The following is a 25,423-nucleotide window of genomic DNA, read 5'->3' on the forward strand; positions in this document are numbered from 1 at the left end:
GCGGATGGATCTCGACGCCGTTTACCGGACGGAGTACGGCCGGTGCGTGGCCACGCTCACCCGCCTGCTCGGGGACATCGGGCTCGCCGAGGAGGCCGTCCAGGACGCCTTCGCGGTCGCTCTCCAGAAGTGGGACGACGAGGCGCCGCCGCCCAACCCCGGCGCGTGGATCGTGACCACCGCCCGCCACCGTGCGATCGACCGCCTGCGCCGGGAGTCCACCCGGGAGGCCCGCCACGCTCAGGCGTTGCTGCTGCACGCACCCGACGAGCCGGGGGAAGGGGGACCGGTGCGCGACGACCAGCTCCGGATGATCTTCACCTGCTGCCACCCGGCGTTGTCGCCGCTCGCGCAGGCCGCGCTCACGCTGCGGCTGCTCGGCGGCCTGGAGGTGGCGGAGATCGCGCGGGCCTACCTGGTGCCGGAGGCGACGATCGCCCAGCGGATCGTCCGCGCGAAGAAGAAGATCCGCGACGCGGGCATCCCGTACCGGGTGCCCGGCGCCGCGGAGCTCCCCGATCGGCTGGCGCCCGTGCTCACCGTGCTCTACCTGGTCTTCAACGAGGGGTACGCGTCGACGTCGGGGGAGCTGCTGCGGACGGACCTGTCCGCCGACGCCGTCCGCCTGGCCAGGGCGCTCGCCGAGCTGATGCCCGACGAGCCGGAGGTGCTCGGGCTGCTGGCGCTGCTGCTGCTCACCGAAGCCCGGCGCCCGGCGCGCGTCGGGCCGTCGGGGGAGCTGGTGGTGCTCGCGGAGCAGGACCGGTCCCGGTGGGACCGGGACCTGATCGCCGAGGGGCACGAGCTGGTGCGGCGGTGCCTGCGCCGCGCCCGGCCCGGGCCCTACCAGCTGCAGGCCGCGATCAACGCCGTGCACACCGACGGCCCGGCGACCGACTGGACGCAGGTGCTGGCGCTCTACGACCAGCTGCTGCGGCACACGCCGACCCCGATCGTGGCGCTCAACCGCGCGGTCGCCGTCGCGGAGGTCCACGGCCCGGCGGTGGCGCTGGCCGCGATCGAGGACCTGGACCTGCCGGGCTACCACCTGCTGCCGGCCACCCGCGCGGACTTCCTCGCCCGGCTGGGCCGGATCCCGGAGGCCGTCGCCGCCTACGACCAGGCGATCGCCTGGGCGGCGAACGACACGGAACGCGCGTTCCTCCGGACGCGGCGGGCGCGCCTCACCCCGTGACGTCACACCAGGTCGACGAGCTGGACCAGCGCCCCCGCGTCCGAAGTGCTGTGCTGAGCCAGCTCGGTGAAGAACCGGGCCACGTGGTCGGTCGCCAGGTGGGCGCGGAACGCGTCCGTGTCGGCGTAGACCTCGTACAGGTGGAAGGTCCCGGGGTCCGCGGCGTCGCGGAACGGCCGGAACTCCCGGCAGCCCGGCTCGCGCCGCACCGCGGCGGACAGCGTCGTGATGGCCGCGGCCAGCTGGTCCTCGTGGCCCGGGACCGCCCGGACGACGGCCACCATCGGCCGCTCGCCGGGCGGGAGGTCGCCGGGCACCGCGGGCATGAACTCCCGGTCGCTCACGGGACCGTCACCACGGTTCCCGGCAGCACCAGGCGGACGTCGATCTCCGGGGCGAGGCGCGCGACTGCGTCGGCGTAGTGGCGCGGATCCTGGTCGCCCTTGGTGATCATCCGGTCGCCCAGCCGTCCACTGTGGAACGCGTAGTGGTGCGGGACGGCCAGGGTCGGCTTCAGCGCGGCCGTCAGCCCCGCCGCCTCCTCGGCGTCCATGACCACCTGCCGCAGGTCCATCGGCCGGATGCACAGCCCGTTCGTCGGCAGGATGGCCAGGTCGACGTGGCCGAAGCGCTCCGGGATGGTGTCCAGCTCCGGGACGCGCAGCGAGTCGCCGCCGAAGAAGACGGTCCGCCCGCCGGCCTGGATGACGAAGGTGACTTCGTGGACGCCGTGCTCGCCCGGGGTGGCGGTCACCGTGAGGTCCCCGACCGTGGCGGACTCCCAGGCCTCGATGACGCGGACGTCGCGGAACCCCTTGTCCCGCGCGATGGCCGCGACGGTGCCCGGCCCGAGCAGCGGGGTGTCCAGGTCGAAGCCACCGTCGACGAGGGCGTCGAGGTCGCAGTGGTCGTAGTGCTCGTGGGTGACCACCAGCGCGTCGACCCGGCCCAGGGAACCGACGGTCGCGGCGACCGGCTCGCCCTGGTAGTACGTCGGGGTCTGGGTGAACCACGGGTCCGTCAGGACGCGGATCCCGCCGATCTCGATCAGCTGGCAGGCGTGCCCGATCCGGGTCACGGTCAAGGACGCGCTCACGCGACACCGCCCAGGTCCAGCAGGGCACCCAGCAGCTCTTCGGGCGTTTCGACCTGCGGCAGGTGGCCGCTGCGGGGGATGAGGGTGAACTTCGACATCGGGATCGCCGCGGCGAAGGCCCGGCCGTAGTCCGGCGTGACGATGCCGTCGCTCTCCCCCCAGACGACGTGGACGGGCAGGTCGAGGCCGCCGAGGCGCTTGGCGAGGGTCGGGTCGATCATGGCCGGGCCGGCGTAGCCGATCAGCGCCGCGATGTCGGGGCTCGGCGCGGTGCCCCCGGCCGGCGCCACGGGTGCCTTGCTCGGGTCGTGCCAGGAAAAGGCCTGGATCTCGGCGAGGGTGAGCCCGCGCACGTCGGTCGGCGCGTGGCCCTCGACCTCGAGCCCGACGGCGTCGATGATCACCGCGCCGCTGACCCGCGGGCTCTCCAGCAGGGCGATCTCGGCGGCGAGCCAGCCGCCGAACGAGTTGCCGACCACGGTGACGTCCGTGAGGTCGAGCTCCTCCAGGAGGGTGACGTACAGGCGGGCCAGGTCGATGACGTTCGTCAGCTCCGCGGCCTTCGGCGTGCCGCCGAAGCCGGGGTGGGTGGGCAGCAGCACCCGGGAGTGGGTGCGTTCGGCGAGCAGGTCGGCGAAGCCGGCCATGGTCGCCACCCCGCCGCCGCCGTGCAGCAGCAGGAACGGCCGGGTGCGGTCGCGGTCCTGGACGGTGACCTCGACGGGGCCGAGCGTGCGGGTTTCGGTGCGGACGGGCCGGAGGCTGCCGGCCGTGGGGAGCTTCGTCATGGGTCCTTCTTCGGGGTCGGCGGGGACTTACCTAAGGAACCTTATATCAGGTTCCTTAGGTAAGCAACCTGGTCTCGATGAGTTACGCTGACCCGCATGACGCACCGCCCGCCCGAGGTCGCCCTGGCCGTCAAGCGCCTGCAGTACCGCCACCACCGAGCGCTGAGCCGGGCCCTGGCGCCGCTGGGGCTTTCGCTGGTGCAGTGGGACACCCTGCGCCACCTGTACCGGAAACCGGACGCCTCGCTGCACGACCTCGCCGTGCTGACGTTCCAGACCGACCAGTCCTTCGGCTCGCTGGCGACGCGGATGGCCGACCGCGGGCTGATCGAACGGGTGCCGGGGCCGGGCCGGGCCGTGCGGCACCAGCTCACCGAGGAGGGTGCGCGGCTGCGCGCCGCCGGCCAGGACCTCGTGGACGAGGTCGCCGAGGCTTCGTTCAGCGGCCTGTCGGCGGCTCAGCTGGACCAGCTGGGCGAGCTGCTGGACGCCGCGCTCGGCCCGGACCCGACCGTCTGACCGCGCGCGTCCGAGGCCTGCCGCCACGGCTCGCATTCCCGTGGTCCTAGGAACAGAAGGCCGTGTCCACAGTGGACACCACCGCGGTGGCCGCTTTCTCCGCGTCGCCGAAGGTGCCCGGCAGCGCGGTGACCGCGAGGCCGACGGACCGGCCGTCCTCCGTGGCGCCGCCGCGGGTCTCGTACCCCTCGATGTCGCCGCCGTGGCCCCAGTACACGCCGCCGCAGCTGAGCGGGATGCTCATCAGCCCGAGGCCGTAGCGCCAGCCGGGGAACAGCGTCGACTCGACCGTCTTGCGCATCTCGGCCAGCTGCGCGGGCGCCAGCAGCTTGCCGTCGAGCAGCGCGCGGTCGACCTGGGCAAGATCACTCGGCGTCGAGATCAGCTGACCGGCCGCGCCACCCCAGGAGGGGTCCATTTCGGTCGCGTCGACGATCGTGGGGTCGGTGAAGGTCTTGGTGGCGTACCCCTGCGGGTGCGGGCCCTGGATGGCCTGGTCGCCGGGCTGCGGCCAGTACGTGTGGCGCAGGCCCGCCTTCCGGATCACGCGTTCGGTGATCTGCTCCTGCACCGGGCGTTCGGTCACCCGCTCGATGAGCATGCCCGCCAGCAGGTAGTTCGTGTTGCTGTACTCCCACTTGGTGCCGGGGGCGAAGTCGGCCGGCTGGGCCAGCGCCGCGGCGAGCAGGTCGTGCGGCTGGAAGAACTTGTGCTGGATCTTCCCGAAGTCCTCCAGCCCGATGTTGGCGGTGTAGTTCGGGAGGCCGCTGGTGTGCTGCAGCAGCTGCCGGACGGTGATCTTCGTCCCGTCGATGCCCGCGCCGCGCACCACACCGGGCAGGTACTGCTCGATGGGCGCGTCCAGCTCGACCTTGCCCTCGCCCACGAGCTGCAGGACGACGACCGCGGTGAACGTCTTCGTGTTGCTGCCCGCCCGGACGCTGCCGTCGCGCGGCACCGGGACCTGGGCGCCGAGCCGGGAGGAGCCGGCGACCAGCGCCGTCGTGCGGCCGTCCTTGGTCACCGACGCGAGCGCGGCGGGGAACTTCTCCTGCTGCACCAGCGTGTCCAGGCTCCGCTGGGTGGCGGACGCCGGGGCCGGGCCCGCGGCCGCCGCGGTGGTGAGGGCGGCGCCCAGCAGGCCCGCCGCGGTCAGGACCACGGCCCCCGTGCGCACTTTGCTCTGCATCGGATTTCTCCTTCTTCGACCGGATTCGACCCCTTGAATGCTGGCCGAACCCGGCGCGAAGATCAGTAGCGCTGACCGCCGGAACCTGGGTAGCGCTGGCACTACCATTCGCGGATTCGCATGGGTCCGGATGAATGGGCGGCGAATTCTCCGGGGACGAATAGTGCACGCGGGCGCGAAACAATACCTTCCGCCGCGGATTGGTCCGATTTCTGTGCGGTATGTCACCGTGGGTGAGTTGCCAACATCGTTCCCTCCGTGAAACATGGATGCCATACCAACGGGTGAATGGACTGCACCGTATGTCGCAGTCTGTCTCCGCTGACCTTCGCCGTTCGGGTGAAGGCGGGACGTGTGGCTTGTGGAGGGTGTTCGGTGGTGTTCACGGACTTGTCGTCCGATCCGGCGGTCGTGAGGCGATCCCCCGCGCGGGTGAGCGCGCCGATCCGGCGGATGCACCACGTTTTCGAACACACCGCGGATCGCGTTCCGGACGCCGTCGCCGTCGAAGTCGGCGACGAGTCGCTGAGTTACGCGGAATTGGACCGCCGGGCCAATCGGCTCGCGCACCACCTGCGCGCTTCCGGCGTCCGGCGCGGGGCCCGCGTCGCGATCCTCGTGGAACGCAGCGCGCACACCTACGCCTGCCTGCTCGGCATCGGCAAGGCCGGCGGGGTCTTCGTGCCGATCGACCCGGCCTCGCCCGCGGACCGGATCGCCTACATCACCGAGGACTCGCGGGCCGACCTGCTCCTGACGACGGCCTCGCTCGCCGGGCGCACCGGGGACGCCGCCTGCCCGGTGCTCGACCTCGCCGACGTGCCCGCCGGCGGCCGCGACGACCGCCCGGACCTGCGCGAGGACGACCTGCTCGACCCCGACCCGAGCGCGTACATCATCTACACCTCCGGCTCGAGCGGCCGGCCGAAGGGCGTCGAGGTCGCGCAGCGCAGCATCCGCAACTTCCTCGACGTCGTGCCGGAGCTCTACGACGTGCGCCCGGACGACCGGGTCTACCAGGGCATGACGATCTCGTTCGACTTCTCGATCGAGGAGATCTGGCCGACCTGGGCGGTCGGGGCGACGCTCGTGGCCGGGCCCGAGGACTCCCGGCGGCTCGGCGCCGAGCTGGCCGAGTTCCTCACCGAGCGGCGGATCACCGTCCTCTACTGCGTGCCGACGTTGCTGGCGACCATCCCGCACGAGCTTCCGTTGCTGCGCAACCTGCTCGTCGGCGGGGAAGCCTGCCCGCGGCAGCTGGTCGACCGCTGGGCGAGACCCGGGCGCCGCATCCTCAACACCTACGGCCCCACCGAGGCCACCGTCACCGCCACCTGGTGCGAGCTGCTCCCGGGCCGGCCGGTCACCATCGGCGTGCCGGTGCCGACCTACACCGTCGTCCTGCTCGACGACGACCGTCGCCCGGTCCCGGACGGCGAGGTCGGCGAGATCTGCATCGGCGGCCCCGGCGTCGCGAAGGGGTACGTCGGCCGCCCGGAGCTGACGGCGGACAAGTTCTTCGACTACCGCGGCGAGCGCGTCTACCGCACCGGTGACCTCGGAAAGCGCTGGGACAGCGGGGAAATCGAGTACCTGGGCCGCGCTGACGCCGAGGTCAAGATCCGCGGCCACCGCGTCGACCTCGGCGAGATCGAGAGCGTCCTGCTGGCCGACGCGCACGTGTCCGCGGCCGCCGCGGCGATGGTCGAGGTGACTCCCGGCGCGCCCGAGCTGGTCGGCTACGTGGTGTCCACTTCGGACGAAGACGAGACGGAGCTGTTCCGGCGGCTGCGGGAAACCCTGCGCGAGCAGGTGCCCGCCTACATGGTGCCGGGGTTCTTCGTGACGCTCCCGGTGCTGCCGATGATGCCGAGCGGCAAGGTCGACCGGCGTGAGCTGCCCGTGCCGGAAGGGCGGAAGCGGACGCTGGACGGCCCGGTCGTCGCGCCGGAGGGCGCCACCCAGGAGCTGCTCGCCCGGGTGTGGGCGGAAGCGTTCGCCATGGCGCCGGACGACCTTTCGGTGACCGCGGACTTCTTCACGGACCTGGGCGGCCACTCGCTGCTCGCCGCGACCGTCGTCTCCCGGCTGCGTGAGCACGACGCCGGCGCCGGGATCGCCGTCCGCGACCTGTACGCCCACCCGCAGGTCCGGGATCTCGCCGCACACCTGGGAAAACCCGCGACGGCCGCGTCCGGCGAGCCGCGCTACGAGCCGCTGCGCCACCGCGCGCGCCGGATCGCGGCGGCCGGTTCCGTGCAGACCGCCGTGATCTACCTGCTGCTGCTGGTGATCACCCTGCCGGTCGCCTACGTCTACACCTGGAACAACGGTGACGTCTCGGTCCCGGTCCTCGCGCAGCTGCTGGTCGCGATCCTGGTCAGCTACCTCGGCGTCCGCTGGCTGGTGCCGCTGGTGATCGTCCGGCCGCTCTCGGCGGGCATCCGCCCCGGCCGCTACCGCCTGTGGGGCCCGACGTACCTGCGGCTGTGGACGCTGGACCTGCTGCTGAGCGTCGGCCCGCTGCCGGTGGTGAGCGGGTCCGGGCTGATGCCGCTGTACCTGCGGCTGCTCGGCGCCCGCGTCGGCAAGCGCGCGGTGATCGCCACCAGCTCGGTGTCCCTGCCGTCCCTGGTGCGCATCGGGGACGACGCCGCGATCGGCTACGGCGCGGTGCTGCGGCCGTGGCGGGTCGAGGACGGCTGGGTGACCGTCGGCGAGATCACCGTCGGCGCCCGCGCGTTCGTCGGGGCGAACGCCGTGCTGGAGCCCGGTTCCTCGGTCGGGGCGGACGCCGCGCTGGCCGAGCAGTCGATGCTCGGCCGCGGCGAGGCCGTGCCGGACGGCCAGCGCTGGTCGGGATCTCCGCCAGAGCGCGTCGACGCGCTTTCGCCCGCCGTCGAGGACATGCTGGGCGAAGCGCCGGTGGCGCGCGGCTGGCGGTTCCACCAGATGCTGCTGACGCTGCTGGGCCTCGGCGCGCTCGAGGTCGGCGCGATCTGCCTGATCCTGCCGAGCGTGGCGCTGGTGTGGTGGGCGCTGCTCGGCTGGGGCGTGCTCGCCGGCGTGGTGGCCACGCTGCTGGCCGGGCCGGTCTTCGTGCTGACGGTCTGCGCGGTCGTCGCGCTCGGACGGCGCCTCGTGCTGCCGTCGACCCCGGTCGGGGTCCACCCCGTCCGGTCCGGCCTCGGGGTGCGCAAGTGGGTCGCGGACAAGCTCCTCGAGTTCAGCCTGACCTTCACGAACTCGCTGTACGCCACGCTCTACACCGTCCCGTGGCTGCGGCTGCTGGGCGCGCGGGTCGGCCGCGGCGCCGAGGTGTCCACGGCCGGGCACCTGGACCCGGACCTGCTCACCCTGGGCAGCGAAAGCTTCGTCGCGGACATGGCGACCGTCGGCGCGGCGACGTTCGCCCGCGGCCGCGTCGCGTTCCTCACCACCGACGTCGGACGGCGCGCGTTCGTCGGCAACGCCTCGGTCGTCCCGGCCGGCACGGAACTGGGGGAGGGGTCGCTGGTCGGCGTCGGCACGGTGCCGCCGGGCCAGCACGTGCCGGGCGACTCGTCGTGGCTCGGCTCGCCCGCGATGCACCTGCCGCGGCGGCAGGACAGCGGTGACTTCCCGGAGGAGCAGACGTTCCGGCCGCCGCGCCGGGTGGTCCGGCAGCGGCTCGCCATCGAGTTCGCGCGCGCCACGCTGCCCGCGTCCCTGCTGGCCCTGAGCTTCTACCTGTTCCTGCTGACGCTGTCCGGGCTCGCGTTCGGCCGCGACCTGCCGGTGCCGGCGCTGGTCTCCCCGCTGGTCGCGATGGCGTCAGGGCTCGGCGTGATCGGGTTCTGCGCGGCGACGAAACGCAACGTCGTCGGCCAGTACACCCCGCGCGTCGAGCCGCTGTGGAGCCCGTTCGTGCGGCGCAGCGAGTTCGTCACCGGGCTCTACGAGTCGGCCGCCGTCCCGGCCGGGCTGGGCATGCTGGTCGGCACGCCGATGCTGCCGCCGCTGCTGCGCTGGTTCGGCGCCCGGATCGGCCGGCGGACGTGGCTCGGCACCACCTACCTGACCGAGTTCGACCTGGTGCGCGTCGGCGACGACGCCACGATCGGGACCGAGGTCTCCCTGCAGACGCACCTGTTCGAGGACCGCGTGATGAAGATGTCGGTCGTCACGGTCGGCGACGGCGCGACCGTCGGCACCCGCGCGATCGTCCTCTACGACGCGGTCGTCGGCGACGGCGTGTCTCTGGGGTCGCTGTCACTGCTCATGAAAGGTGAGCACCTCGGCTCGCGCACCTCCTGGCGCGGCATCCCCGCCCAGCTCCTGACGGCGAAAGGACTTACGGCGTGAACACCACGCTCCTGATGTCGGACGCCCGGCACTTCCGCGTCGACTACGAAATCAACCCGTACATGGACACGGCCGTTCAGCCCGACCCCGCGGCGGCCGTCGCCGAGCACGACGCGCTCGTGGCGGCGCACCTGGCCGCCGGGCGCAAGGTCGAGTTCCTCGACGCCGCGCCGGAGTGCCCGGACATGGTCTACACGGCCAACGCCGCCGTCGTCCGCGGGCGCCGCGCCGTGCTGGCGAACCTGCCACCGGAACGTCGCGCCGAGACGCCGTACCACCGGGAATGGTTCCGCACCAACGGTTTCGAGGTCACGGAGAGCCCGTACGCGTTCAGCGGGCAGGGTGACGCGCTGGCGTACGGCGACCTGCTGCTGGCCGGGTACGGGCAGCGCACCGACCGCCGCGCGCACGACGTCGTCGCCGACGTCCTCGGCTACGAGATCGTGCCGCTGCGCACGACCGGCCCGCGCTGGTACGACCTGGACCTCGCGGTCGCCGTCGTCGCGCCGGGCGTGCTCGCGTACTGCCCGGCCGCGCTCGACGAGCCGAGCCAGGCCCGGCTGCGGGAGCTGGGCGGGACGCTGATCGAGGTCAGCGAAGCCGAGGCGGAAGCGTTTGCGCTGAACCTCGTGAGCGACGGCACCACGGTCACCATGACCAGCGGCGTCCCGGCGCTGGCCGGTGCCCTGCGGGAGCGCGGGCTGACCGTCGTCGAACTGGAGACGGCCCAGCTGCGCAAGGGCGGGGGTGGCGTGCGCTGCACGGCCCTGACGCTGGGCAACCCGTGAGGCCGCTCGCCCTCGTCTACCGCGGTCCGGCGTCCCTGCCCGGCTGCCCCGAGGCCGTCGCCGACCTGCTGCGCACCAGCAAGCACGGTTTCGACGTCCGGTTCGCCGGCCCCGACGAGAAGTTCAAGGTCGGCGAGGCCGCGCTGGCCGGGGCGGCGCTGTACGCCCAGCCCGGCGGCGGCACGCTCGGGAGCGCGTACCGGAAGCTGCGGCGCCACCGCGACGACATCCGCGGCTTCGTCGAGGGCGGCGGGCGGTACCTCGGGTTCTGCCTGGGCGGGTACCTCGCCGGTGCGACGCCGGGGTTCGGCCTGCTGCCCGGCGACACCGACCGCTACATCGACACCGAGGGAGCGACCGTCGACGACGACGAGGACGCCGTCGTGAAGGTCCGCTGGCGCGGCCGCGCCCGGAAGCTCTACTTCCAGGACGGCCCGGTGTTCGTGCTCGAGCGGCCGGACGCCGCCGACGTCCTGGCCACCTACCCGAACGGCACGGTCGCTGCGCTCGTCGCGCCGTTCGGCGCCGGGCGGGTCGGCGTGGTCGGGCCGCACCCGGAGGCCACCCGGGACTGGTACGCCGACGGCGGTCTCCGGCCGCCGCTGCTGCGCTACGGCCACGACCTCGGGCTCGACCTGGTGGACTCGGTGATGGCCCGATGACCGCGGTCGACGCGACTCGCGGGATCGCGTTGCTCGGGATGATGGCTGTGCACTCGCTGGTTGAGGAGAGTTCGCCGGGGCACCCGTCGACGGCGTTCGCGATCTTCGGTGGCCGCTCGGTGATGGCTCGATGACCGCGGCCACGCCCAAGGTCCGGCTGACCGCCGTCGACGCGACGCGCGGGATCGCGTTGCTCGGGATGATGGCTGTGCACTCGCTGGTCGAGGAAAGCTCGCCGGGCCACCCGTCCACGTCGTTCGCGATCTTCGGTGGTCGTGCGGCGGCGACGTTCGCCGTGCTGGCCGGGCTCGGGATCGCCTTCATGACCGGACGTCGTCGCGTGCGGCGCGAGGATTTCGGGCCCACCGCGGCGATGCTGGCCGTGCGCGGGCTCGCGATCGGCGTCATCGGCCTCGCGCTCGGGTACACCGACGCCGAACTCGCCGTCGTGATCCTGCCGTACTACGCGATCCTGTTCCTGTTCGCGATCCCGCTGGTGCTGCTGCCGAGCTGGGCGGTCGCCGGGGTGGGCGTGGCGGTGGTGGCCGGGGTCCCGCCGCTGACCCACCTGCTGCAGCCACGCCTGCCCGAGCCGACCCTGCTGAACAACGGTTTCGCTTACGCCGCAGAACATCCCGTGCGCTTGCTGACCGAGCTGTCGCTGACGGGGGAGTACCCGGCGCTCTCGTGGACGGCCTATCTGTGCGCGGGGATCGTGATCGGGCGGCTGACGCTCAGCCGCGTGAAAGTGGCGGTCGCGCTGCTGGTCACCGGGGTCACGATGGCCGTCGGCGCCGCGGCCGTGTCGTGGGTGCTGCTGAACCGCTTCGGCGGCCTGGCGGCGATCTGGGCCGCGCAGCCGGGCAGCGTCCTGACCGCACCGGAGACCACCGAGCTGCTCAACCTCGGCGGCGACGGCACGACACCGACGTCGACCGCGTGGTGGCTCGCGGTCGACGGCCCGCACACCGGCACCGCGCCCGACCTGGTCGGCACCACCGGCGCGGCGATGGCCCTGCTCGGCCTGCTGCTCCTGCTCGGCCGCCTGCGGGTGGCGAAGGTCGTCTTCGCGCCGCTCGCGGCGGCCGGGAGCATGACGCTCACCTTCTACACGGCACACATCATGTTCCTGAACTCCGACTACGACGTCTACACCTCCGGCGTCGGCTACGCGCTGCAGGTCGTCGGGGTCCTGGTGGTGGGCCTGGCCTGGCGTGCGACGGCCGGCAAGGGACCGCTGGAGGCTCTGGTCACGGCGTTGGCCACGCGGGCGAAACGGTGGGTGGCGCCCGAACCGCGGCTGCAGGTCGCGACGTGACGGTCTCGCGCCGGCTGGTCCTGACGGGCGCCGTGGCGGCCGGGCTGCTGGCCGCGTGCGGCGGCCCCGCACCGGACACCCGGCCGCTGGCGCTGGTCTACCGCGGGAAGGCGTCGACCGGGGCCTGCTCGGACGCCGTCGCGGACCTGCTGCGCACGCGCCTGCGCGTCGAGTTCTGCGGGCCGGAGGAGAACCTCCCGCTCACGGCGGAGTCCCTGGCGAAGGCGGCGGTGTACGCCCAGCCGGGCGGCGGCAGCCTCGACGACGGCTGGCGCGCGATGCGCCGCTACGCGGACGTGATCACGAGCTACGTCCGCGGCGGCGGGCGTTACCTCGGGTTCTGCCTGGGCGGCTACCTGGCGGGCGCGACCCCGGGGTTCAGCCTGCTGCCGGGCGACACCGAGCAGTACATCGCCACCTCGGGCGCGGAGGTGCGCTCGACCCGGGACACGGTGATCCCGGTCGACTGGCAGGGGCAGCGCCGCCGGATGTACTTCCAGGACGGCCCGGACTTCGTCCTGCAACCCGGCGCTTCCGTGACCGTGCTGGCGCGCTACACGAACGACAAGATCGCGGCTTTGGTCACGCCGTACGGAAAAGGCCGCGTCGGCGTGGTCGGCCCGCACCCGGAGGCGCCGGAGTCGTGGTACCGCGACCTGCGCCTGACGAACCCGGACGGCGTGACGCCGGACCTCGGGCTCCAGCTCGTGGACCGGACGCTCAGCCCCTAGGCGCCCAGAGCCGGTCCGCGTCCCCGGCCTCCAGCCGCCCCCGGTAGACGCCGATCTTGTGGTCGATCAGCTGCAGGTTCTCCTGCAGCTCGGCCAGCTTCGCCAGGACCTCGGCGCGATGGGCCTCCATCAGCTCCAGCCGGTCCTTCTCGTTGCCGCGCCCGGCCGCCACCAGCTCCGCGTACTCGCGGATCGTCCTGATCGGCATGCCCGTCGCGCGCAGGCGGGTGCAGACCGTGATCCAGTCCAGGTCCAGCTTCCGGTAGCGGCGACGGCCGCCGGAGGTGCGGTCGACGCGGGTGACCACCAGGCCGGCTCGTTCGTAGTAGCGCAGGGTGTGGGCGCTGACGCCGGTGCGGCGGGCGGCGTCGGCGATCGTCAGCCCGGCCGCCGGGATGGGCGCAGCGTTGACTTCGAGCACGCTCTAAATCCTACCGTCGGAAACCATGAACGCTCCGAGAGTCAACCGGGGGCTGGTGCTGGCGATCTGCTGCGTCAGCATCGTCCTCGTGGTGATGGACATCTCCATCGTCAACGTCGCCCTCCCGTCGATCCGCCGCGACCTGCACGCTTCCCTCGCCGGGCAGCAGTGGACCATCGACGCCTACACGCTGGTGCTGGCCGGGTTCCTCGTGCTCGCCGGGTCGACGGCCGACCGCTTCGGCCGCAAGCGGGTCTTCACCGTCGGGCTCGCCGTCTTCGGGGCCGGGTCGCTGCTGTGCGGGCTGGCGCCGGGCATCGGGTGGCTGATCGCGGCGCGGGCGCTGCAGGCCGTCGGCGGCACCATGCTCAACCCGGTCGCGATGGCCGTCGTCGCCACCACCTACCCCGCGCCGGCCGAGCGGGCCCGCGCCATCGGCGTGTTCGGCGCGATGTCCGGGCTCGCGCTGGTGCTCGGGCCGATCCTCGGCGGGGTGCTCGTCGACGCCTTCGGCTGGCGTGCGGTCTTCTGGGTCAACGTCCCGATCGCCGCCGCCGCGATCGTGGCCACCACGCTGGCCGTGCCCGAGTCCCGCGCGCCGCGTGCTCGCCGGTTCGACCCCGTCGGCCAGGTCCTCGTGGTGCTCGTGCTCGGCTGCGTCGTCTCCGCGCTCATCGCGTCGCGGGACCTCGGCTGGTCGTCACCGGTGGTCCTCGGCCTGCTCGCCGTGGCCGCGCTCGGCGTTGCGGGAATCCTCGCCTACGAGCCGCGACGCACCGACCCGCTGCTGGAGCTGCGGCTGTTCCGCAGCGTGCCGTTCAGCGCGGCGATCGTGATGGCGGTCTTCGCCCTCTGCGGCTTCGGCGCGTTCCTCTTCGTGACGACGCAGTACCTCCAGGACGTCCGCGGGCTGTCGGCGCTGGACGCCGGGCTGTGCCTGCTCCCGGTCGGGGCGCTGGTCCTCGTGCTGTCGCCGGTCACCGGACGGGTCGTCGGCACCCGCGGACCGCGGCGGCCGCTGGTCGTGGCCGGGATCGCGCTCGCGCTGGGCGGCGCCGCGTCGGTGTGGCTGGGGCCGGCCACGCCACTGGCCGTCGTGCTCGCGGTCTCCCTGCTGTTCGGCCTGTTCCTCGGCACGGTCAACCCGCCGATCACGAACACCGCGATGGCCGGGATGCCGGCGTCGATGGCGGGGGTGGCGGCCTCACTGGCCTCGACCGGGCGCCAGACCGGCACCACCCTGGGCGTCGCGATCGCCGGCGCGGTGCCCGGCGTGGGCTGGGTGGTGGCCGGGCTCGGCGCCGGTCTCGTCGTGTTGGCCCTGGTCAGCACGGGAACGGGCGCCGGGATAATCTCCGGGAAAATTCTCCCCGGAAAAATGTCGAACGCCGCGAGCGGCCGATCGACGCGGGGGTGAAGGCCGCTCACCGAGTCCGGGAACGAACCGGACCACGGCCGAGAACACCAGGGAGTCAGCCATGCGTTTCCTCATGATGCACCGCCTCGACGAGACCGTCCCCGAGGCCTGGAACCCCAGCCCGGAGTTCATCGAGAAGATGGGCGGGTTCATCCAGGAGTCGGCGGAGAACGGCCGCCTGATCACGGCGGAGGGCGTCCACCCGTCGGAGAAGGGCGCGCTCGTCCGCAAGCCGCGCGGCGCGGCGGTCCGCGTCACCGACGGCCCCTTCGCCGAGGCCAAGGAGGTCATCGGCGGGTTCGCGCTGATCAACGCCGAGGACCTGGCGGACGCCGTCGCGTTCGCGAAGTCCTACGCCGAGCTGTTCGACGCCGAGATCGAGGTCGAGGTGCGCCAGGTCGTCGAGTTCGACGAAATCCCGGGCTGACGCCACGTCCGGCGGCGGACGAGTTCCGCCCGCCGCCGGACGGCAGTACTCTCCCCCGGGACACCTGGGGAGGGCGCATGTTCTTGGTCACCGGCGCGACCGGAAACGTCGGCGCCGAACTGGTTTCGGCCCTCGCGGGGGCAGGTGCGCCGGTCCGAGCGCTGGTGCGGCGGCCGGAAACCACGCTCCCGGACGGCGCCGAAGCCGTCGTGGGCGATCTGAACGACCCGGGCAGCCTGGGTGACGCGCTGAAGGGCGTCGAAGGGATCTTCCTGCTTTCGGGCTACCCGGACGAGATCCTCGACCGGGCCCGCGACGCCGGCGTGCGCCGGATCGTGCTGCTGTCCGGCGGGTCGGCCGAGCTGGAGGACCTCGGCAACGCCGTCTCGGCCTACATGACGCGGTCCGAGCGCGCGGTGCGGGCTTCGGGCCTGGCCTGGACGTTCCTGCGGCCGCGCGCCTTCGCGTCCAACGCCCTGCGCTGGCTGCCGCAGCTGCGCGAGGGTGACACGATCCGTGCGCAGTTCCCGGACGTCCCGGTCGCGTGCGTCGACCCGTTCGACATCGCTGCGGTTGCCGCGAAGGCTCTCGCGGGCGGCCACGACGGCGAGATCCTCGACCTGACCGGGCCGGTCGCGCTGCGGCCCGCCGACCAGGTCGCGGTGCTGGCCGGGGTGCTCGGCCGGGACCTGCGCTGTGTGGGCCTGACCAACGACGAGACGCGCGCCGAGCTCGAGGCGAGCATGCCGCGCGAGTACGTCGAGGCGTTCTGGAACTTCTACGTCGAGGGCACGCTCGACGAAGCGACGGTCCACCCGGCGGTCCCGGAGGTGACGGGCCGCCCGGCGCGGACGTTCGCCGACTGGGCCGCGGCGCACGCCGACGCGTTCCGGTGAGCCCGGGCCGCGCACGACCGGACCTGTCCGCCGTCCTGGGCCTCGTGCTTTCCGTGCCCGTCGTCGCTAGCAGCCTGCTCGTGCTGGCGCTGATCGGGAAGCTCGCCTGGCCGCCGTACTTCTGGGTCCCGCCCGCCGGGTGGGTGGTGGCCGGGGCGATCACGTTCGTGCCCGCGTTCGAGCACTTCCTGCTGCCGCTGGTGTTCGGGATGCGCTCGCCGACCGCGCGTGAGCTGGCCCGGCTGACCCCGTCCTGGCAGGCGGTCTGCGCGGCCGCGGGCGTCGACGGCGGCCGGTACCGGCTGTGGGTCGAGCGGTCCCGCGAGCTGAACGCCTTCGCCGCCGGCGGCCGGACCGTCGCGGTGACGCGGGCCGCGCTCGACCTGCCGCCGCCGAGCCTGGAGGCAATCCTGGCGCACGAGCTCGGCCACCACCTCGCCGGGCACACGCGGATCTCGCTGCTCGTCTGGTGGCTGGAGCTCCCGGCCCGGATCCTGACCCGGCTCGTCCGGCTGCTCGCCCTGGTCGTGCCGTACGTCGGCCGCGCGTTCGCGGCCTTCGGGCGGGCGGTGGCCGTGCTCGTCACCGTGCTGCTGAGCCTGGGGATCCTCACCGCGCTCGCGTTCCTCGACCCGTGGCTGCTGCTGGCGCCGCTGCTCGGCCCGGTGCTCGCCTGGTCGAAACGGCTCGGCGAGTACCGGGCCGACCTGATGGCGGCGCGGCTGGGCTACGGCCCGGAGCTGGTCGCGCTGCTGAAGGAGTGGATCACGCTGCACCGCGGGGACGAGCGGCGGCTGTGGGCCCGGCTGCTGGCCGGGCACCCGGCCCACATCGACCGGATCAAGCGGCTGAAGGAGCACGGCGTCAGACCGTGAGCACGACCTTGCCCGCCGCGTGCCCCTCGCGGACGTGGCTGATCGCGGCGGCGACGTCGGCGAGCGGGTAGGTCCGGTCGAGCACCGGCGTCAGGTGGCCGGCTTCGATCGTCTCGCGGAGTGTTTCCAGGTCCGCGCCGCGGACGGCGGAGATGAGGCCCTTCAAGCGGTGCTGCACGAACGGGTTCAGCAGCGCGGCCCGGACCACGCGCTGGATGCCGCCCAGCCAGCGGCCGCCTTCACCTCCGACGATCACCAGCGTGCCCTTCGGTGTCAGCGCGCGGCGCAGGTGCTTGAGCGAGCGCAGCCCGGCGGTGTCGACGATCAGGTCGTACTGCCCGGTCGTGAAGTCCCCGCGGGTGTAGTCGACGACGTGGTCCGCGCCGAGCGTGCGGACCAGGTCCGTCTTCGCCGTGCTGCAGACGGCCGTCACCTCCGCGCCGGCGTGCTTGGCCAGCTGGACGGCGAACGAGCCGACGCCGCCGGCCGCGCCGATCACGAGGACGTGCTGCTCCGGCCGGACGTCGTGCAGGGCCTGGAGCGCGGTGCAGCCCGAGACCGCGACGGCCGCCGCATGCTCGAACGACAGGCGAGCCGGCTTGGTCGCGACGAGGTTCTCCCGGGCGACGGCGTACTCGGCGAACGCGCCGTCGCAGGTGCCGAACACCTCGTCACCCGGACGGTAGCGCGTGACGCCGTCGCCGACCTCCTCGACCGTGCCCGCGAAGTCGAGGCCCCGCACCGGAACCTTCGGTGCGCGCAGCCCGAAACCCAGTAGCCGCAACAGGTACGGCTGCCCGGTGGTCAGGTGCCAGACGCCCGGGTCGACACCGGCCGCGTGCACCCGCACGAGGACGTCGCCGGCTCCGGGCACCGGTCTCGCGACGTCCCGGAACTCGAGGACGTCGGGGCTGCCGTAGCGGTCTTGGACGATGGCTTTCACGGGGACTCCTCCGGGTACTGGAACACTTCTTCGAGCGGGACGCCGAAGACGTGCGCGATCTGGAACGCCACCTCGAGCGAAGGTGAGTAGCGGCCCTGCTCGATCGCGATGACGGTCTGGCGGGTGACGCCGAGCCGGGCGGCGAGGTCGGCCTGGGTCATCTGGGCGTGCGCGAAGCGGAGGGCGCGCAGCGAGTTCGTGACGCGGGTCGGTTTCACCACGGCTGGAAACCCCGGCGATAGGCGACGATCCGGGCGGCCGAACCGAGGATCGCCGAGAGCGTGAAGCAGAGGTAGACGGCGTTGGCGATCCAGAAGTGCGGCGCTTCGGCCATGGCCAGCAGCAGCGCCGCGACGGCGCCGACGACGACGAACGCCTGGCCGACGTACTCGCCGAACCGGGCGATCTCGCGGTCGCGCTGGTCCTTCCCGCCGTCCTTCGAGATCACCGCGGCGAGGATGCTCGCCACGATCGACACGACGATCGACGCGCCGACCGCCCACAGCAGGACGGCGGCGTAGGGGACTTCGGCCAGCGGGCGTCCGCCGGCCCGGCCGAGGATCACCGCGAGGTAGACCGCGTAGCTCGCTATCGCGGTGATCCCGAGGATCCAGGCGCGCTTCTCTTCGTGCGTCACCTCCTCAAAGTAAAACAAACCGAACATCAAGTCAAAGATTCTTGACATGCGAAAATCTCCGGCGAGGGTGTCCAAGGTGCCGCGCGCCGTTCGTAGTGGTGTCGTACGGCAACCGGGCACGACCTGACGGAGGACCACCATGAAGTACCTGATGCTGATCAACGCCTCGCTCGACGCCGAAGGCGCGCCCACCGGCTGCAGCACCCCCGAGGACTGGATGCTGTTCGACAAGTCCATGAAGGACGCGGGGGTCCACGTCCACGGGAACTCGCTCGCCGACTTCACCACTGCCGCCGCGGTCCGCGTCGACGAGCGCGGCGAGCGGATCGTCACCGACGGGCCGTTCGCCGAATCGCGGGAGGTGCTCGGCGGCTACTTCGTCGTCGACGTGCCGGACTTCGACGTCGCGCTCGAGTGGGCGGCGCGCTGCCCCGGCGCCCGAGACGGCGGGACCATCGTCGTCCGGCCGCTCGCGTCCTACGGGGACTGACGACGGTGCCGGAATCGGCGGTCGAAGCGGTGTTCCGGGAGGAGCGCGGGCTGCTGCTGGCCGCGCTCGTCCGCCGGTTCGGCGACCTCGACCTGGCCGAAGAGGTGACGTCGGAGGCGATCGAGGCGGCGCTGGTGCACTGGCCCGTCGACGGCGTGCCGCCGAAGCCGGGCGCCTGGCTGATGACGACGGCCCGGCGCAAGGCCGTCGACCGGCTGCGCCGCGACCAGGCCTACGCGGCCCGGCTCGCGGTGCTGCAGGTGGAGGCCGACCGCGCGGCGCCCGCCCCGTCACCGGACGGAGAACTGCCGGACGAGCGGCTCCAGCTGTTCTTCACCTGCGCCCACCCGGCGCTGCCCGCGGAGGACCGCACGGCGCTGACCCTGCGCTGCCTCGCCGGCCTGACGACGCCGGAGGTGGCGCGCGCGTTCCTGGTGCCCAGCGCGACGATGGGCAAGCGGATCGTGCGGGCGAAGAACCGGATCCGCACGGCCCGGATCCCGTTCCGCGTGCCGGACGCCGACGAGCTGCCCGGCCGGCTGCCGGGCGTGCTCCAGGTCGTCTACTCGATCTTCACCGAGGGGTACGCGGCCAGCTCGGGCCCGGACCTGCAGCGCCTGGACCTGGCCGAGGAGGCGATCCGCCTGGCCCGGATCCTGCGCCGGCTGCTGCCCGCGGAACGGGAGGTCGCGGGCCTGCTGGCGCTGATGCTGCTGGTCCACGCCCGCCACGACGCCCGAACGGGCCGCGACGGCGACCTGGTGCTGCTCGACGACCAGGACCGCACCCGCTGGGACCGCGCGATGATCTCGGAAGGAGCGGCGCTGGTCCTGGTGGCGTTGACCGGCGGCCCACCCGGCCTCTACGGCGTCCAGGCGGCGATCGCGGCCCTGCACGACGAGGCACCGGACGTGGCGGGCACGGACTGGCCGCAGATCGTCGGGCTGTACGACGTCCTGCGTGTATTGGCCCCGTCCCCGGTGGTCGAGCTGAACCGCGCGGTAGCAGTGGCGATGCGCGACGGCCCGGCGGCGGGCCTGGCTCTCCTCGACACTCTGGCCGACGACCCTCGCCTGCAGTCCTACGCCCCGTTTCCGGCGGCCCGAGGCGAGCTGCTCAGCCGCCTGGGCCGCTTACCGGAGGCAGCGGCGGCCTACCGGGACGCCCTGGCCCTGGCGGGTACGGAACCCGAGCGCGCCCACTTACGCCGCCGCCTCACCGAGTGCACAAGTCCGTGAAGGCCACCTTGAGGGACTCAGGGTCCCTCAAGGTGGCCTTCACGGCTTTGGAACCAGGCGGACCTCTGTCGGCAGCGGCCGGGGTGACCTCCGCCGCCCCACCGAGTGCGCAAAGCCGTGAGGGGCACCTTTATGGGCTTAACAGCCATGAGGGGCACCTTCAGGACATCGGGCCGGCGGCGACGGCCGCGACGAGCGTGCTCACCTGCGCCGCCACCTCATCCGAGTGCGCAGGCCGTGAAGGGCACCGTCAGAACATCGGGCCAGTGCGCGGAAGGCGGTGGCTGCCGGGGCAAGCTCGCCGACGTCTGCCGCCGCCTCACCTGGAACCAAAAGCCGTGAATGTCGCATTGAGGGACTCTAAGTCCCTCAATGCGACATTCACGGACCTGCAAGCAGGGTGAGCCAGGCCGGACTGTCGGTGGCCACCGGTAAGCTGGATACCGGGGGCCGGAGGGCTAAGCCGGGGTGCGCAGGGCTGTGACGGCCGGGGCGAACATCGTCGCCTTGATCGCGCCCAGGGTGCCCGGGTCCTTGCCCGCCAAGGCCGCGACCCGCTCCGAAGCCACCTTCACGAGGTCGGATTCAGGTGCGGTTTCGTCCACCAAGCCCAAGGCGAGCGCGTCCGCGCCGCCGAAACGGCGTCCCGTCGTCATCGACGCGATCGCCGCGGCCGGCGTCAGCTTGCCCTGGATCAGGGCCGCCATCCCCGGCGTGAACGGGATGTTGATGTCGGCCTCCGGGAAGCAGAAGTAGCCCCGGTCGGCGCGCATCACGCGGAAGTCGTGCGCCATGGCGAGCATCGCGCCCGCGCCGAACGCGTGGCCGTTGATCGCCGCGACCGTCGGGACCGGCAGCGTCAGCACGCGCGCGAACAGCTCCTGCACCTCGGCGACGTACTTCGTGGCTTGGTCGCCGTGCGCAAGAAGCCAGTCGAGGTCCAAGCCGTTCGAATAGAACTTGCCGCCGCCGGTGGTCACCAGCACGTCGCCCACTTCGTCCAAAGTGGAATGGACGCGCTGCAGCCAGTCCGGCGAGAAGCGGTTTTCGTCGTCACCCAGGTGCAGCACGGTCACGGTCGGTCCTTCTCTCGAGGGGGCACGGTCAGCACGGCCCGCACGGCGGCGGCGAGCCTCGCCCGTACCAGGGGATCGGTGATGTCCCGCCGGAAGAACGCGGTCGGCAGGTCGACGACGCAGGTGGTGATCACCTCGACGGCCAGGCCGTCGCCGCGGTCCCACACCAGGCGCGCGAGCCGCACGAGCAGCGCGATCAGGCGTTTGTCCAGCGCGTGCAGGGCGTCCGCCAGCTCGTCGGGCAGCTCGGGCCCGAACAGCCGGTCCGCCTTGACCCGCAGCAGCATCCGGGCCCCGTCGGGGCGCACCGAAGCGAACACCGCGGGTGTGTCGGCCGCCGCGACGACCGCTGCCACCGGAGAGGAAGCGGTGTCCACCCGTGCGGTCTGCAGGTCGAGGAACGCGGTCGCCGCGCGCAGCCAGACCTGCGCGAGCAACGCGCTGAGTGACCCGAAAGCGTGGTAGATCGTCCCGTTCGGGACGCCTGCCTCGGCGGCCAGGCCACGCACGGTGACCTCGCCCGACGCCGCGACGAGCCGCTCGGCGACGTCGAGCAGCGCGTCGAGGTCGTGGACGCGGGGGCGGGGCATGCTCCGACGGTAACAGAACACGTGCTCCAAAACCATCGCGGTAGGCTGCGCCGGTGGAGATCTGGGTCAACCCGGCGTGCGCGAAGCGCCGGTCAGCGGTGTCGATGCTCGACGAAGCCGGCGCGGAGTACACCGTCCGCCGCTACCTCGACGACCCGCCGACGGCGAAGGAACTGAAGGCCGTGTTGAAGCGGCTGAGCCTGGAGCCGTGGGACATCACGCGCACCACCGAGGCGATCGCCAAGGAACTCGGCCTCAAGACGTGGGGCCGCACTCCGGCCGACCGCGCGCGCTGGATCGACGCCCTGGCCGAGCACCCGAAGCTGATCCAGCGGCCGATCATCACCGCGGACGACGGCACCACCGTCGTCGCCCGCACCCCCGAAGCGGTGCAGTCGGTCCTTTAAGGGATCGAGTCGGTCTTCGCCAGCAGCGGCACGTCGAGCGGCACCGTCTCGGGGTACTTGATCCCGGCGCCGGTGTTGAGCACGACGACGTCTTCGTCGCCCTGAAGCCAGCCGGACTCGCGAAGGTGCCGCAACGCGGCGAAGCACGCTCCGCCTTCGGGGCAGACGAACGTGCCTTCGCGCTCGGTGAGTTCCCGTTGCGCCGCAAGGAGTTCCTCGTCGGTGACGGCGATCGCGGTGCCGCCGGTCGCGTAGACGGCGTCCAGCACGAGGAAGTCGCCCAGGGCCTTGGGCACCGTGATGCCGAAGGCGACGGTCCGGGCGTCCGGGAACGGCACGCTCTCCCGGGCACCGCGTGAAAACGCTTCGACGATCGGGGCGCACCCGGTCGCCTGGACGGCGACGAGCCGCGGCAGCGGGCCGGAAACCCAGCCCAGCTCCCGCATCTCCAGCAGCGCCTTGTAGATCCCGATGATCCCGACCCCGCCGCCGGTCGGGTACAGGATCACGTCGGGCAGCCGCCAGCCGAACTGCTCGGCGATCTCGTAGCCCATCGTCTTCTTGCCCTCGATGCGGTACGGCTCCTTCAGCGTCGAGACGTCCTGCACGTCCGAACGACGCTGGACCGCCGACGCGATCAGCTTCCCCGCGTCGCCGATGAGGCCGTCCACCCGGTACAGCTCGGCGCCGGCGGCGACGCACTCGCGCATGGTGATCGCCGGGGCGTCGTCCGGCATCGCGACCAGGCTGGAGAGACCGGCGCGGGCCGCGTACAGCGCCCAGGCCGCGCCCGCGTTGCCGTTGGTCGGCATCGCGATCCCGCGCACCCCCAGCTCGGCCGCCCGTGAGACGCCGACGGCCGCGCCCCGGGCCTTGAACGTGCCGGTCGGCACCAGGCCCTCGTCCTTCATCCAAAGGCGTGACAGCCCCAGCTCACGGCCGTAGCGCGGCAGGCGCAGCAACGGCGTCATGCCCTCGCCGAGGCTCACGACGTGCTCGGCCGAGCGCACCGGCAGCACCTCGTGGTAGCGCCACAGCGTCGGCTCGCGCCCGGCGATCTCCTTCGGCGTCACGGATTCGCGGACGCCGTCGAGGTCATAGCGGGCGAGCAGCGGCGCCCCGGCCGGCGAGAGGCCCTGGACGACGTCGGCGTCGGCGCGCTCGCCGGTCCGGGAGCAGTCGAGGTGGCTGAGGAACGAGTACGGCACGGCGTCTCCGGAAGCGTCAGAAGCGGCGGGTGAACGGCTTCGGCGCGCGCATCCGGATCAGCAGCAGGAGCGGCACCAGGACGTAGGGCAGGTTGAACGCGAGGAACTTCGCCGGGTTGCCGGTGCGCATCGCCGGGTCGCCGAAGAACTCGACCCCGAACACGACGACCCCGGTGAGCGTGACGATCATCGTCGCGTAGATCACCGACGGGAGCTGGATCCAGTTCTTGCCACTGAGCAGCGCGAACACGAGCACGACGTAGAACGGCATGTAGACGAACGCCGAGAGCCCGGTGACGATCCGCATCCAGTCCGGCGGGTGCATGAACAGCTGGTCCGCGTCGTGGGCGTACCAGTAGTTGGAGTTGACGAAGAAGTTGTCCGAGGGCTGCGAGAAGTCCACGCCCACGGTCGGCAGCAGGTCGCTGATCAGCGAAGTGATCGTGAAGGCCGAGAACAGCACCGCGAAGAAGACGTCGATCTTCCGGTCCCGCAGCGGCAGGTTCATGTGATCGATCCTAGGTCCTATTGTGAGGAGATGGACGCGCTGCGGGTCTGCCTGTACGTCTTCGCCGGGGTGACGCTCGGCACTTGGCTGCTTTCGGTGCTGACCAGGGAGTACTCCTGGGTCGACCGGATCTGGTCGATCGTCCCGGTGGCCTACCTGGGGATCTTCGCCGGCGCCGCCGGGTTCGCCGACGCGCGGCTGGACGTGATGTTCGCGCTGGTCGCGGCCTGGGGCATCCGGCTGACGTTCAACTTCGCCCGGAAGGGTGGTTACGCCCACGGCGGCGAGGACTACCGGTGGGCGGTGCTGCGCGAGAAGCTCGCGCCCTGGCAGTTCCAGGTGTTCAACTTCTTCTTCATCTCGCTGTACCAGAACGCGATCCTGCTGCTGATCACGCTGCCCGCGATGACGGCGCTGGATCACCAGGGCGCGTTCGGCGTCGGGGACGTCGTCGTCGCGGTGATCTTCGCCGCGTTCCTGGTCGGCGAGACGGTCGCCGACCAGCAGCAGTGGACGTTCCACCGCGAGAAGCACGCGGGCCGCGCGCCGACGCGCTTCCGCCAGGACGGCCTGTTCCGCTACTCGCGGCACCCGAACTTCTTCTTCGAGCAGGCCCAGTGGTGGGTGATCGCGGCGTTCGGCGTGGTCGCGGCGGGTCTCACGTGGACGGTCCTGGGCGCGATCCTGCTGACGCTGCTGTTCGTGGGTTCGACGAAGTTCACCGAGAGCATCACGCTGGGCCGTTATCCGGAGTACGCGGACTACCAGCGCCGGACGTCCGCGGTGGTCCCGTGGTGGCCGAAGCGCGAGCGGGTTCACGGGTGACGACGCCGGTCGTCGCGGCGCTCCAGACCGGAGCCGTGGGGCTCGACGGGCTGCTCGGCTGGGAGGACGAGATCCGTGTGTCCGGCGCGGCGCTGGTGGTGCTGCCGGAAGCCGTCATCGGCGGCTATCCGCGCGGGGAGCCCTTCGCGGACTACTTCCGCGCGTCGGTGACCGTGCCCGGCCCGGAGACCAGGGCGCTGGCCGAGCTGTCGGTGCGGACCGGCGCGAGCCTGGTGGTGGGCGTGATCGAGCGGGACGGCTCGACGCTGTACAGCACGGTCGTGTTCCTCGACCCGTCGCTCGGGCTGGTGGGCAAGCACCGCAAGCTGGTCCCGACCGCGCGCGAGCGCCTGGTCTGGGGTCGCGGCGACGGCTCGACCCTCCCGGCGATCCCGACGGCGGCGGGCCTCGCGGGCGCGGCGATCTGCTGGGAGAACCACATGCCGCTGCTGCGCGCGGCGATGTACGCGAAGGGCGTGGAACTCTGGTGCGCCCCGACGGCCGACGACCGCGACGTCTGGCAGGCGTCGATGCGCCACATCGCCGACGAGGGCCGCTGTTTCGTGATCTCGGCGTGCCTGTACGAGGCATCGGGTGACGACCCGTTCCGCGGCGGAAGCGTGATCGTCGGCCCGGCGGGCGACGTCCTGGCCGGTCCATTGAGGACCGGCGAAGGCTTGATCACGGCGAAGATCGACCTCGAGGAAGTCGTGAGGGCCCGCCACAGCCTCGACGTCTCGGGTCACTACGCCCGGCCGGACGTCTTCGCGCTGTCGGTGGACGAGCGCCCACGGGACGGCGTCACCTTCCTGAGGTGACGCCGTCCCGGCCGGCC

The 25,423-nt window shown here is 72.4% G+C and carries 29 protein-coding genes; 17 read left to right on the forward strand and 12 right to left on the reverse strand.

Features of this window, described 5'->3' with window-relative positions; all coding sequences use genetic code 11:
- Nucleotides 1–4: 4 nt before the first annotated feature.
- The gene (locus VA596_RS42850; protein ID WP_323335501.1) at nucleotides 5–1,195 is read left to right on the forward strand and encodes an RNA polymerase sigma factor; all 1,191 of its coding nucleotides are present in this window, start codon (nucleotides 5–7) and stop codon (nucleotides 1,193–1,195) included.
- A 2-nt stretch (nucleotides 1,196–1,197) separates the two neighbouring features.
- On the opposite strand, the gene VA596_RS42855 is transcribed toward VA596_RS42850, so the two are convergent.
- From VA596_RS42855 to VA596_RS42865, 3 genes are read right to left on the reverse strand one after another with little or no spacing between them, the layout of a single operon-like run.
- Nucleotides 1,198–1,539: a putative quinol monooxygenase gene (locus VA596_RS42855; RefSeq protein ID WP_323335503.1), complete on the reverse strand. Its 342-nt coding sequence runs from the start codon at nucleotides 1,537–1,539 to the stop codon at nucleotides 1,198–1,200.
- Nucleotides 1,536–2,291, reverse strand: a complete 756-nt coding sequence (locus tag VA596_RS42860) for an MBL fold metallo-hydrolase (protein ID WP_323335504.1) — start codon at nucleotides 2,289–2,291, stop codon at nucleotides 1,536–1,538. Before VA596_RS42860 ends, VA596_RS42855 begins: the two co-directional genes overlap by 4 nt.
- On the reverse strand, nucleotides 2,288–3,079 hold the full coding sequence (locus VA596_RS42865) for an alpha/beta fold hydrolase (protein WP_323335505.1): 792 nt from the start codon (nucleotides 3,077–3,079) through the stop codon (nucleotides 2,288–2,290). Before VA596_RS42865 ends, VA596_RS42860 begins: the two co-directional genes overlap by 4 nt.
- A gap of 96 nt (nucleotides 3,080–3,175) precedes the next feature.
- On the opposite strand from VA596_RS42865, the gene VA596_RS42870 reads away from it, so the two are divergent.
- Entirely contained in the window at nucleotides 3,176–3,598 is a 423-nt protein-coding gene (locus VA596_RS42870) for a MarR family winged helix-turn-helix transcriptional regulator (RefSeq protein WP_323335507.1), read from the forward strand.
- 46 nt (nucleotides 3,599–3,644) lie between these two features.
- On the opposite strand, the gene VA596_RS42875 is transcribed toward VA596_RS42870, so the two are convergent.
- Nucleotides 3,645–4,787, reverse strand: a complete 1,143-nt coding sequence (locus VA596_RS42875) for a serine hydrolase domain-containing protein (RefSeq protein ID WP_323335509.1) — start codon at nucleotides 4,785–4,787, stop codon at nucleotides 3,645–3,647.
- Between the two features lie 453 nt (nucleotides 4,788–5,240).
- On the opposite strand from VA596_RS42875, the gene VA596_RS42880 reads away from it, so the two are divergent.
- Genes VA596_RS42880 through VA596_RS42905 form a run of 6 tightly spaced genes read left to right on the forward strand, consistent with a single transcriptional unit; the run spans nucleotide 5,241 to nucleotide 12,630 of the window.
- Nucleotides 5,241–9,131 (forward strand): Pls/PosA family non-ribosomal peptide synthetase, encoded by a 3,891-nt coding sequence (locus VA596_RS42880; RefSeq protein ID WP_323335511.1) that lies wholly within the window; start codon nucleotides 5,241–5,243, stop codon nucleotides 9,129–9,131.
- The gene (locus VA596_RS42885; protein WP_323335513.1) at nucleotides 9,128–9,919 is read left to right on the forward strand and encodes a dimethylarginine dimethylaminohydrolase family protein; all 792 of its coding nucleotides are present in this window, start codon (nucleotides 9,128–9,130) and stop codon (nucleotides 9,917–9,919) included. Before VA596_RS42880 ends, VA596_RS42885 begins: the two co-directional genes overlap by 4 nt.
- Nucleotides 9,916–10,581: a BPL-N domain-containing protein gene (locus VA596_RS42890; protein ID WP_323335515.1), complete on the forward strand. Its 666-nt coding sequence runs from the start codon at nucleotides 9,916–9,918 to the stop codon at nucleotides 10,579–10,581. The genes VA596_RS42885 and VA596_RS42890 overlap by 4 nt, the downstream gene beginning before the upstream one ends.
- Nucleotides 10,578–10,715, forward strand: coding sequence for a hypothetical protein (locus VA596_RS42895; protein ID WP_323335516.1), 138 nt, complete (start codon nucleotides 10,578–10,580; stop codon nucleotides 10,713–10,715). The genes VA596_RS42890 and VA596_RS42895 overlap by 4 nt, the downstream gene beginning before the upstream one ends.
- Complete coding sequence (locus VA596_RS42900) at nucleotides 10,712–11,899, forward strand: heparan-alpha-glucosaminide N-acetyltransferase domain-containing protein (RefSeq protein WP_323335517.1); 1,188 nt, start codon at nucleotides 10,712–10,714, stop codon at nucleotides 11,897–11,899. The genes VA596_RS42895 and VA596_RS42900 overlap by 4 nt, the downstream gene beginning before the upstream one ends.
- Complete coding sequence (locus tag VA596_RS42905) at nucleotides 11,896–12,630, forward strand: BPL-N domain-containing protein (protein ID WP_323335519.1); 735 nt, start codon at nucleotides 11,896–11,898, stop codon at nucleotides 12,628–12,630. Before VA596_RS42900 ends, VA596_RS42905 begins: the two co-directional genes overlap by 4 nt.
- Here the strand turns inward: VA596_RS42905 and VA596_RS42910 are convergent.
- Nucleotides 12,620–13,051, reverse strand: a complete 432-nt coding sequence (locus tag VA596_RS42910; RefSeq protein WP_323335521.1) for a MerR family transcriptional regulator — start codon at nucleotides 13,049–13,051, stop codon at nucleotides 12,620–12,622. The genes VA596_RS42905 and VA596_RS42910 overlap by 11 nt on opposite strands.
- 25 nt (nucleotides 13,052–13,076) lie before the next feature.
- Here VA596_RS42910 and VA596_RS42915 point away from each other — a divergent pair, with 25 nt between their 5' ends.
- The 4 genes from VA596_RS42915 (at nucleotide 13,077) to VA596_RS42930 (ending at nucleotide 16,666) form a co-directional block, all read left to right on the forward strand.
- Complete coding sequence (locus VA596_RS42915; protein ID WP_323335523.1) at nucleotides 13,077–14,468, forward strand: MFS transporter; 1,392 nt, start codon at nucleotides 13,077–13,079, stop codon at nucleotides 14,466–14,468.
- Nucleotides 14,469–14,529: 61 nt separating this feature from the next.
- Nucleotides 14,530–14,895 (forward strand): YciI family protein, encoded by a 366-nt coding sequence (locus VA596_RS42920; RefSeq protein ID WP_323335524.1) that lies wholly within the window; start codon nucleotides 14,530–14,532, stop codon nucleotides 14,893–14,895.
- A 77-nt stretch (nucleotides 14,896–14,972) separates the two neighbouring features.
- Nucleotides 14,973–15,791, forward strand: coding sequence for an NAD(P)H-binding protein (locus VA596_RS42925; protein ID WP_323335525.1), 819 nt, complete (start codon nucleotides 14,973–14,975; stop codon nucleotides 15,789–15,791).
- A gap of 53 nt (nucleotides 15,792–15,844) precedes the next feature.
- Nucleotides 15,845–16,666 carry a M48 family metalloprotease gene (locus VA596_RS42930; protein WP_323335526.1) on the forward strand — a complete coding sequence of 274 codons (822 nt, stop codon included), beginning with the start codon at nucleotides 15,845–15,847 and terminating at the stop codon, nucleotides 16,664–16,666.
- On the opposite strand, the gene VA596_RS42935 is transcribed toward VA596_RS42930, so the two are convergent.
- From VA596_RS42935 to VA596_RS42945, 3 genes are read right to left on the reverse strand one after another with little or no spacing between them, the layout of a single operon-like run.
- Entirely contained in the window at nucleotides 16,656–17,609 is a 954-nt protein-coding gene (locus tag VA596_RS42935) for an NAD(P)-dependent alcohol dehydrogenase (RefSeq protein ID WP_323335528.1), read from the reverse strand. The two genes, VA596_RS42930 and VA596_RS42935, sit on opposite strands and share 11 nt — an antisense overlap.
- Nucleotides 17,606–17,830, reverse strand: coding sequence for a helix-turn-helix transcriptional regulator (locus VA596_RS42940; RefSeq protein WP_323335530.1), 225 nt, complete (start codon nucleotides 17,828–17,830; stop codon nucleotides 17,606–17,608). Before VA596_RS42940 ends, VA596_RS42935 begins: the two co-directional genes overlap by 4 nt.
- The gene (locus tag VA596_RS42945) at nucleotides 17,824–18,294 is read right to left on the reverse strand and encodes a hypothetical protein (protein WP_410171972.1); all 471 of its coding nucleotides are present in this window, start codon (nucleotides 18,292–18,294) and stop codon (nucleotides 17,824–17,826) included. The genes VA596_RS42940 and VA596_RS42945 overlap by 7 nt, the downstream gene beginning before the upstream one ends.
- A gap of 91 nt (nucleotides 18,295–18,385) precedes the next feature.
- Here VA596_RS42945 and VA596_RS42950 point away from each other — a divergent pair, with 91 nt between their 5' ends.
- Together VA596_RS42950 and VA596_RS42955 are read left to right on the forward strand one after the other, a co-directional pair.
- Nucleotides 18,386–18,736 (forward strand): YciI family protein, encoded by a 351-nt coding sequence (locus VA596_RS42950; RefSeq protein ID WP_323335534.1) that lies wholly within the window; start codon nucleotides 18,386–18,388, stop codon nucleotides 18,734–18,736.
- A 5-nt stretch (nucleotides 18,737–18,741) separates the two neighbouring features.
- Nucleotides 18,742–19,974, forward strand: a complete 1,233-nt coding sequence (locus VA596_RS42955) for an RNA polymerase sigma factor (protein WP_323335536.1) — start codon at nucleotides 18,742–18,744, stop codon at nucleotides 19,972–19,974.
- Between the two features lie 458 nt (nucleotides 19,975–20,432).
- Here VA596_RS42955 and VA596_RS42960 read toward each other — a convergent pair whose 3' ends face one another.
- On the reverse strand, nucleotides 20,433–21,050 hold the full coding sequence (locus tag VA596_RS42960; RefSeq protein WP_323335537.1) for an enoyl-CoA hydratase/isomerase family protein: 618 nt from the start codon (nucleotides 21,048–21,050) through the stop codon (nucleotides 20,433–20,435).
- Nucleotides 21,047–21,640: a TetR/AcrR family transcriptional regulator gene (locus VA596_RS42965; RefSeq protein WP_323335539.1), complete on the reverse strand. Its 594-nt coding sequence runs from the start codon at nucleotides 21,638–21,640 to the stop codon at nucleotides 21,047–21,049. The genes VA596_RS42960 and VA596_RS42965 overlap by 4 nt, the downstream gene beginning before the upstream one ends.
- A 53-nt stretch (nucleotides 21,641–21,693) precedes the next feature.
- On the opposite strand from VA596_RS42965, the gene VA596_RS42970 reads away from it, so the two are divergent.
- Entirely contained in the window at nucleotides 21,694–22,047 is a 354-nt protein-coding gene (locus tag VA596_RS42970) for an arsenate reductase family protein (RefSeq protein WP_323335541.1), read from the forward strand.
- Here VA596_RS42970 and VA596_RS42975 read toward each other — a convergent pair.
- A complete protein-coding gene (locus VA596_RS42975; protein ID WP_323335543.1) occupies nucleotides 22,044–23,255 on the reverse strand; it encodes a threonine synthase in 1,212 nt (403 codons plus the stop codon). The genes VA596_RS42970 and VA596_RS42975 overlap by 4 nt on opposite strands.
- 16 nt (nucleotides 23,256–23,271) lie before the next feature.
- Nucleotides 23,272–23,763 (reverse strand): EXPERA domain-containing protein, encoded by a 492-nt coding sequence (locus tag VA596_RS42980; protein ID WP_323335545.1) that lies wholly within the window; start codon nucleotides 23,761–23,763, stop codon nucleotides 23,272–23,274.
- 30 nt (nucleotides 23,764–23,793) lie between these two features.
- Between VA596_RS42980 and VA596_RS42985 the strand changes: the two genes are divergently transcribed.
- Both VA596_RS42985 and VA596_RS42990 read left to right on the forward strand, forming a co-directional pair.
- On the forward strand, nucleotides 23,794–24,588 hold the full coding sequence (locus tag VA596_RS42985) for a DUF1295 domain-containing protein (RefSeq protein ID WP_323335547.1): 795 nt from the start codon (nucleotides 23,794–23,796) through the stop codon (nucleotides 24,586–24,588).
- Entirely contained in the window at nucleotides 24,585–25,406 is an 822-nt protein-coding gene (locus VA596_RS42990; protein ID WP_323335548.1) for a carbon-nitrogen hydrolase family protein, read from the forward strand. The genes VA596_RS42985 and VA596_RS42990 overlap by 4 nt, the downstream gene beginning before the upstream one ends.
- The last annotated feature ends 17 nt before the right edge of the window (nucleotides 25,407–25,423 follow it).

Origin of the sequence: Amycolatopsis heterodermiae (assembly GCF_034929455.1) — a bacterium.
GTDB lineage: Bacteria > Actinomycetota > Actinomycetes > Mycobacteriales > Pseudonocardiaceae > Amycolatopsis > Amycolatopsis heterodermiae.

What these genes read in the sequence shown, in the direction of transcription:
- VA596_RS42850 (WP_323335501.1), top strand. Translation starts at nt 5, where the DNA reads ATGGATCTCGACGCCGTTTACCGGACGGAGTACGGCCGGTGCGTGGCC.
- VA596_RS42865 (WP_323335505.1), bottom strand. Translation starts at nt 3,079, where the DNA reads ATGACGAAGCTCCCCACGGCCGGCAGCCTCCGGCCCGTCCGCACCGAA.
- VA596_RS42870 (WP_323335507.1), top strand. Translation starts at nt 3,176, where the DNA reads ATGACGCACCGCCCGCCCGAGGTCGCCCTGGCCGTCAAGCGCCTGCAG.
- VA596_RS42875 (WP_323335509.1), bottom strand. Translation starts at nt 4,787, where the DNA reads ATGCAGAGCAAAGTGCGCACGGGGGCCGTGGTCCTGACCGCGGCGGGC.
- VA596_RS42880 (WP_323335511.1), top strand. Translation starts at nt 5,241, where the DNA reads ATGCACCACGTTTTCGAACACACCGCGGATCGCGTTCCGGACGCCGTC.
- VA596_RS42895 (WP_323335516.1), top strand. Translation starts at nt 10,578, where the DNA reads ATGACCGCGGTCGACGCGACTCGCGGGATCGCGTTGCTCGGGATGATG.
- VA596_RS42900 (WP_323335517.1), top strand. Translation starts at nt 10,712, where the DNA reads ATGACCGCGGCCACGCCCAAGGTCCGGCTGACCGCCGTCGACGCGACG.
- VA596_RS42915 (WP_323335523.1), top strand. Translation starts at nt 13,077, where the DNA reads ATGAACGCTCCGAGAGTCAACCGGGGGCTGGTGCTGGCGATCTGCTGC.
- VA596_RS42920 (WP_323335524.1), top strand. Translation starts at nt 14,530, where the DNA reads ATGCGTTTCCTCATGATGCACCGCCTCGACGAGACCGTCCCCGAGGCC.
- VA596_RS42925 (WP_323335525.1), top strand. Translation starts at nt 14,973, where the DNA reads ATGTTCTTGGTCACCGGCGCGACCGGAAACGTCGGCGCCGAACTGGTT.
- VA596_RS42945 (WP_410171972.1), bottom strand. Translation starts at nt 18,294, where the DNA reads ATGTCAAGAATCTTTGACTTGATGTTCGGTTTGTTTTACTTTGAGGAG.
- VA596_RS42950 (WP_323335534.1), top strand. Translation starts at nt 18,386, where the DNA reads ATGAAGTACCTGATGCTGATCAACGCCTCGCTCGACGCCGAAGGCGCG.
- VA596_RS42965 (WP_323335539.1), bottom strand. Translation starts at nt 21,640, where the DNA reads ATGCCCCGCCCCCGCGTCCACGACCTCGACGCGCTGCTCGACGTCGCC.
- VA596_RS42980 (WP_323335545.1), bottom strand. Translation starts at nt 23,763, where the DNA reads ATGAACCTGCCGCTGCGGGACCGGAAGATCGACGTCTTCTTCGCGGTG.
- VA596_RS42985 (WP_323335547.1), top strand. Translation starts at nt 23,794, where the DNA reads ATGGACGCGCTGCGGGTCTGCCTGTACGTCTTCGCCGGGGTGACGCTC.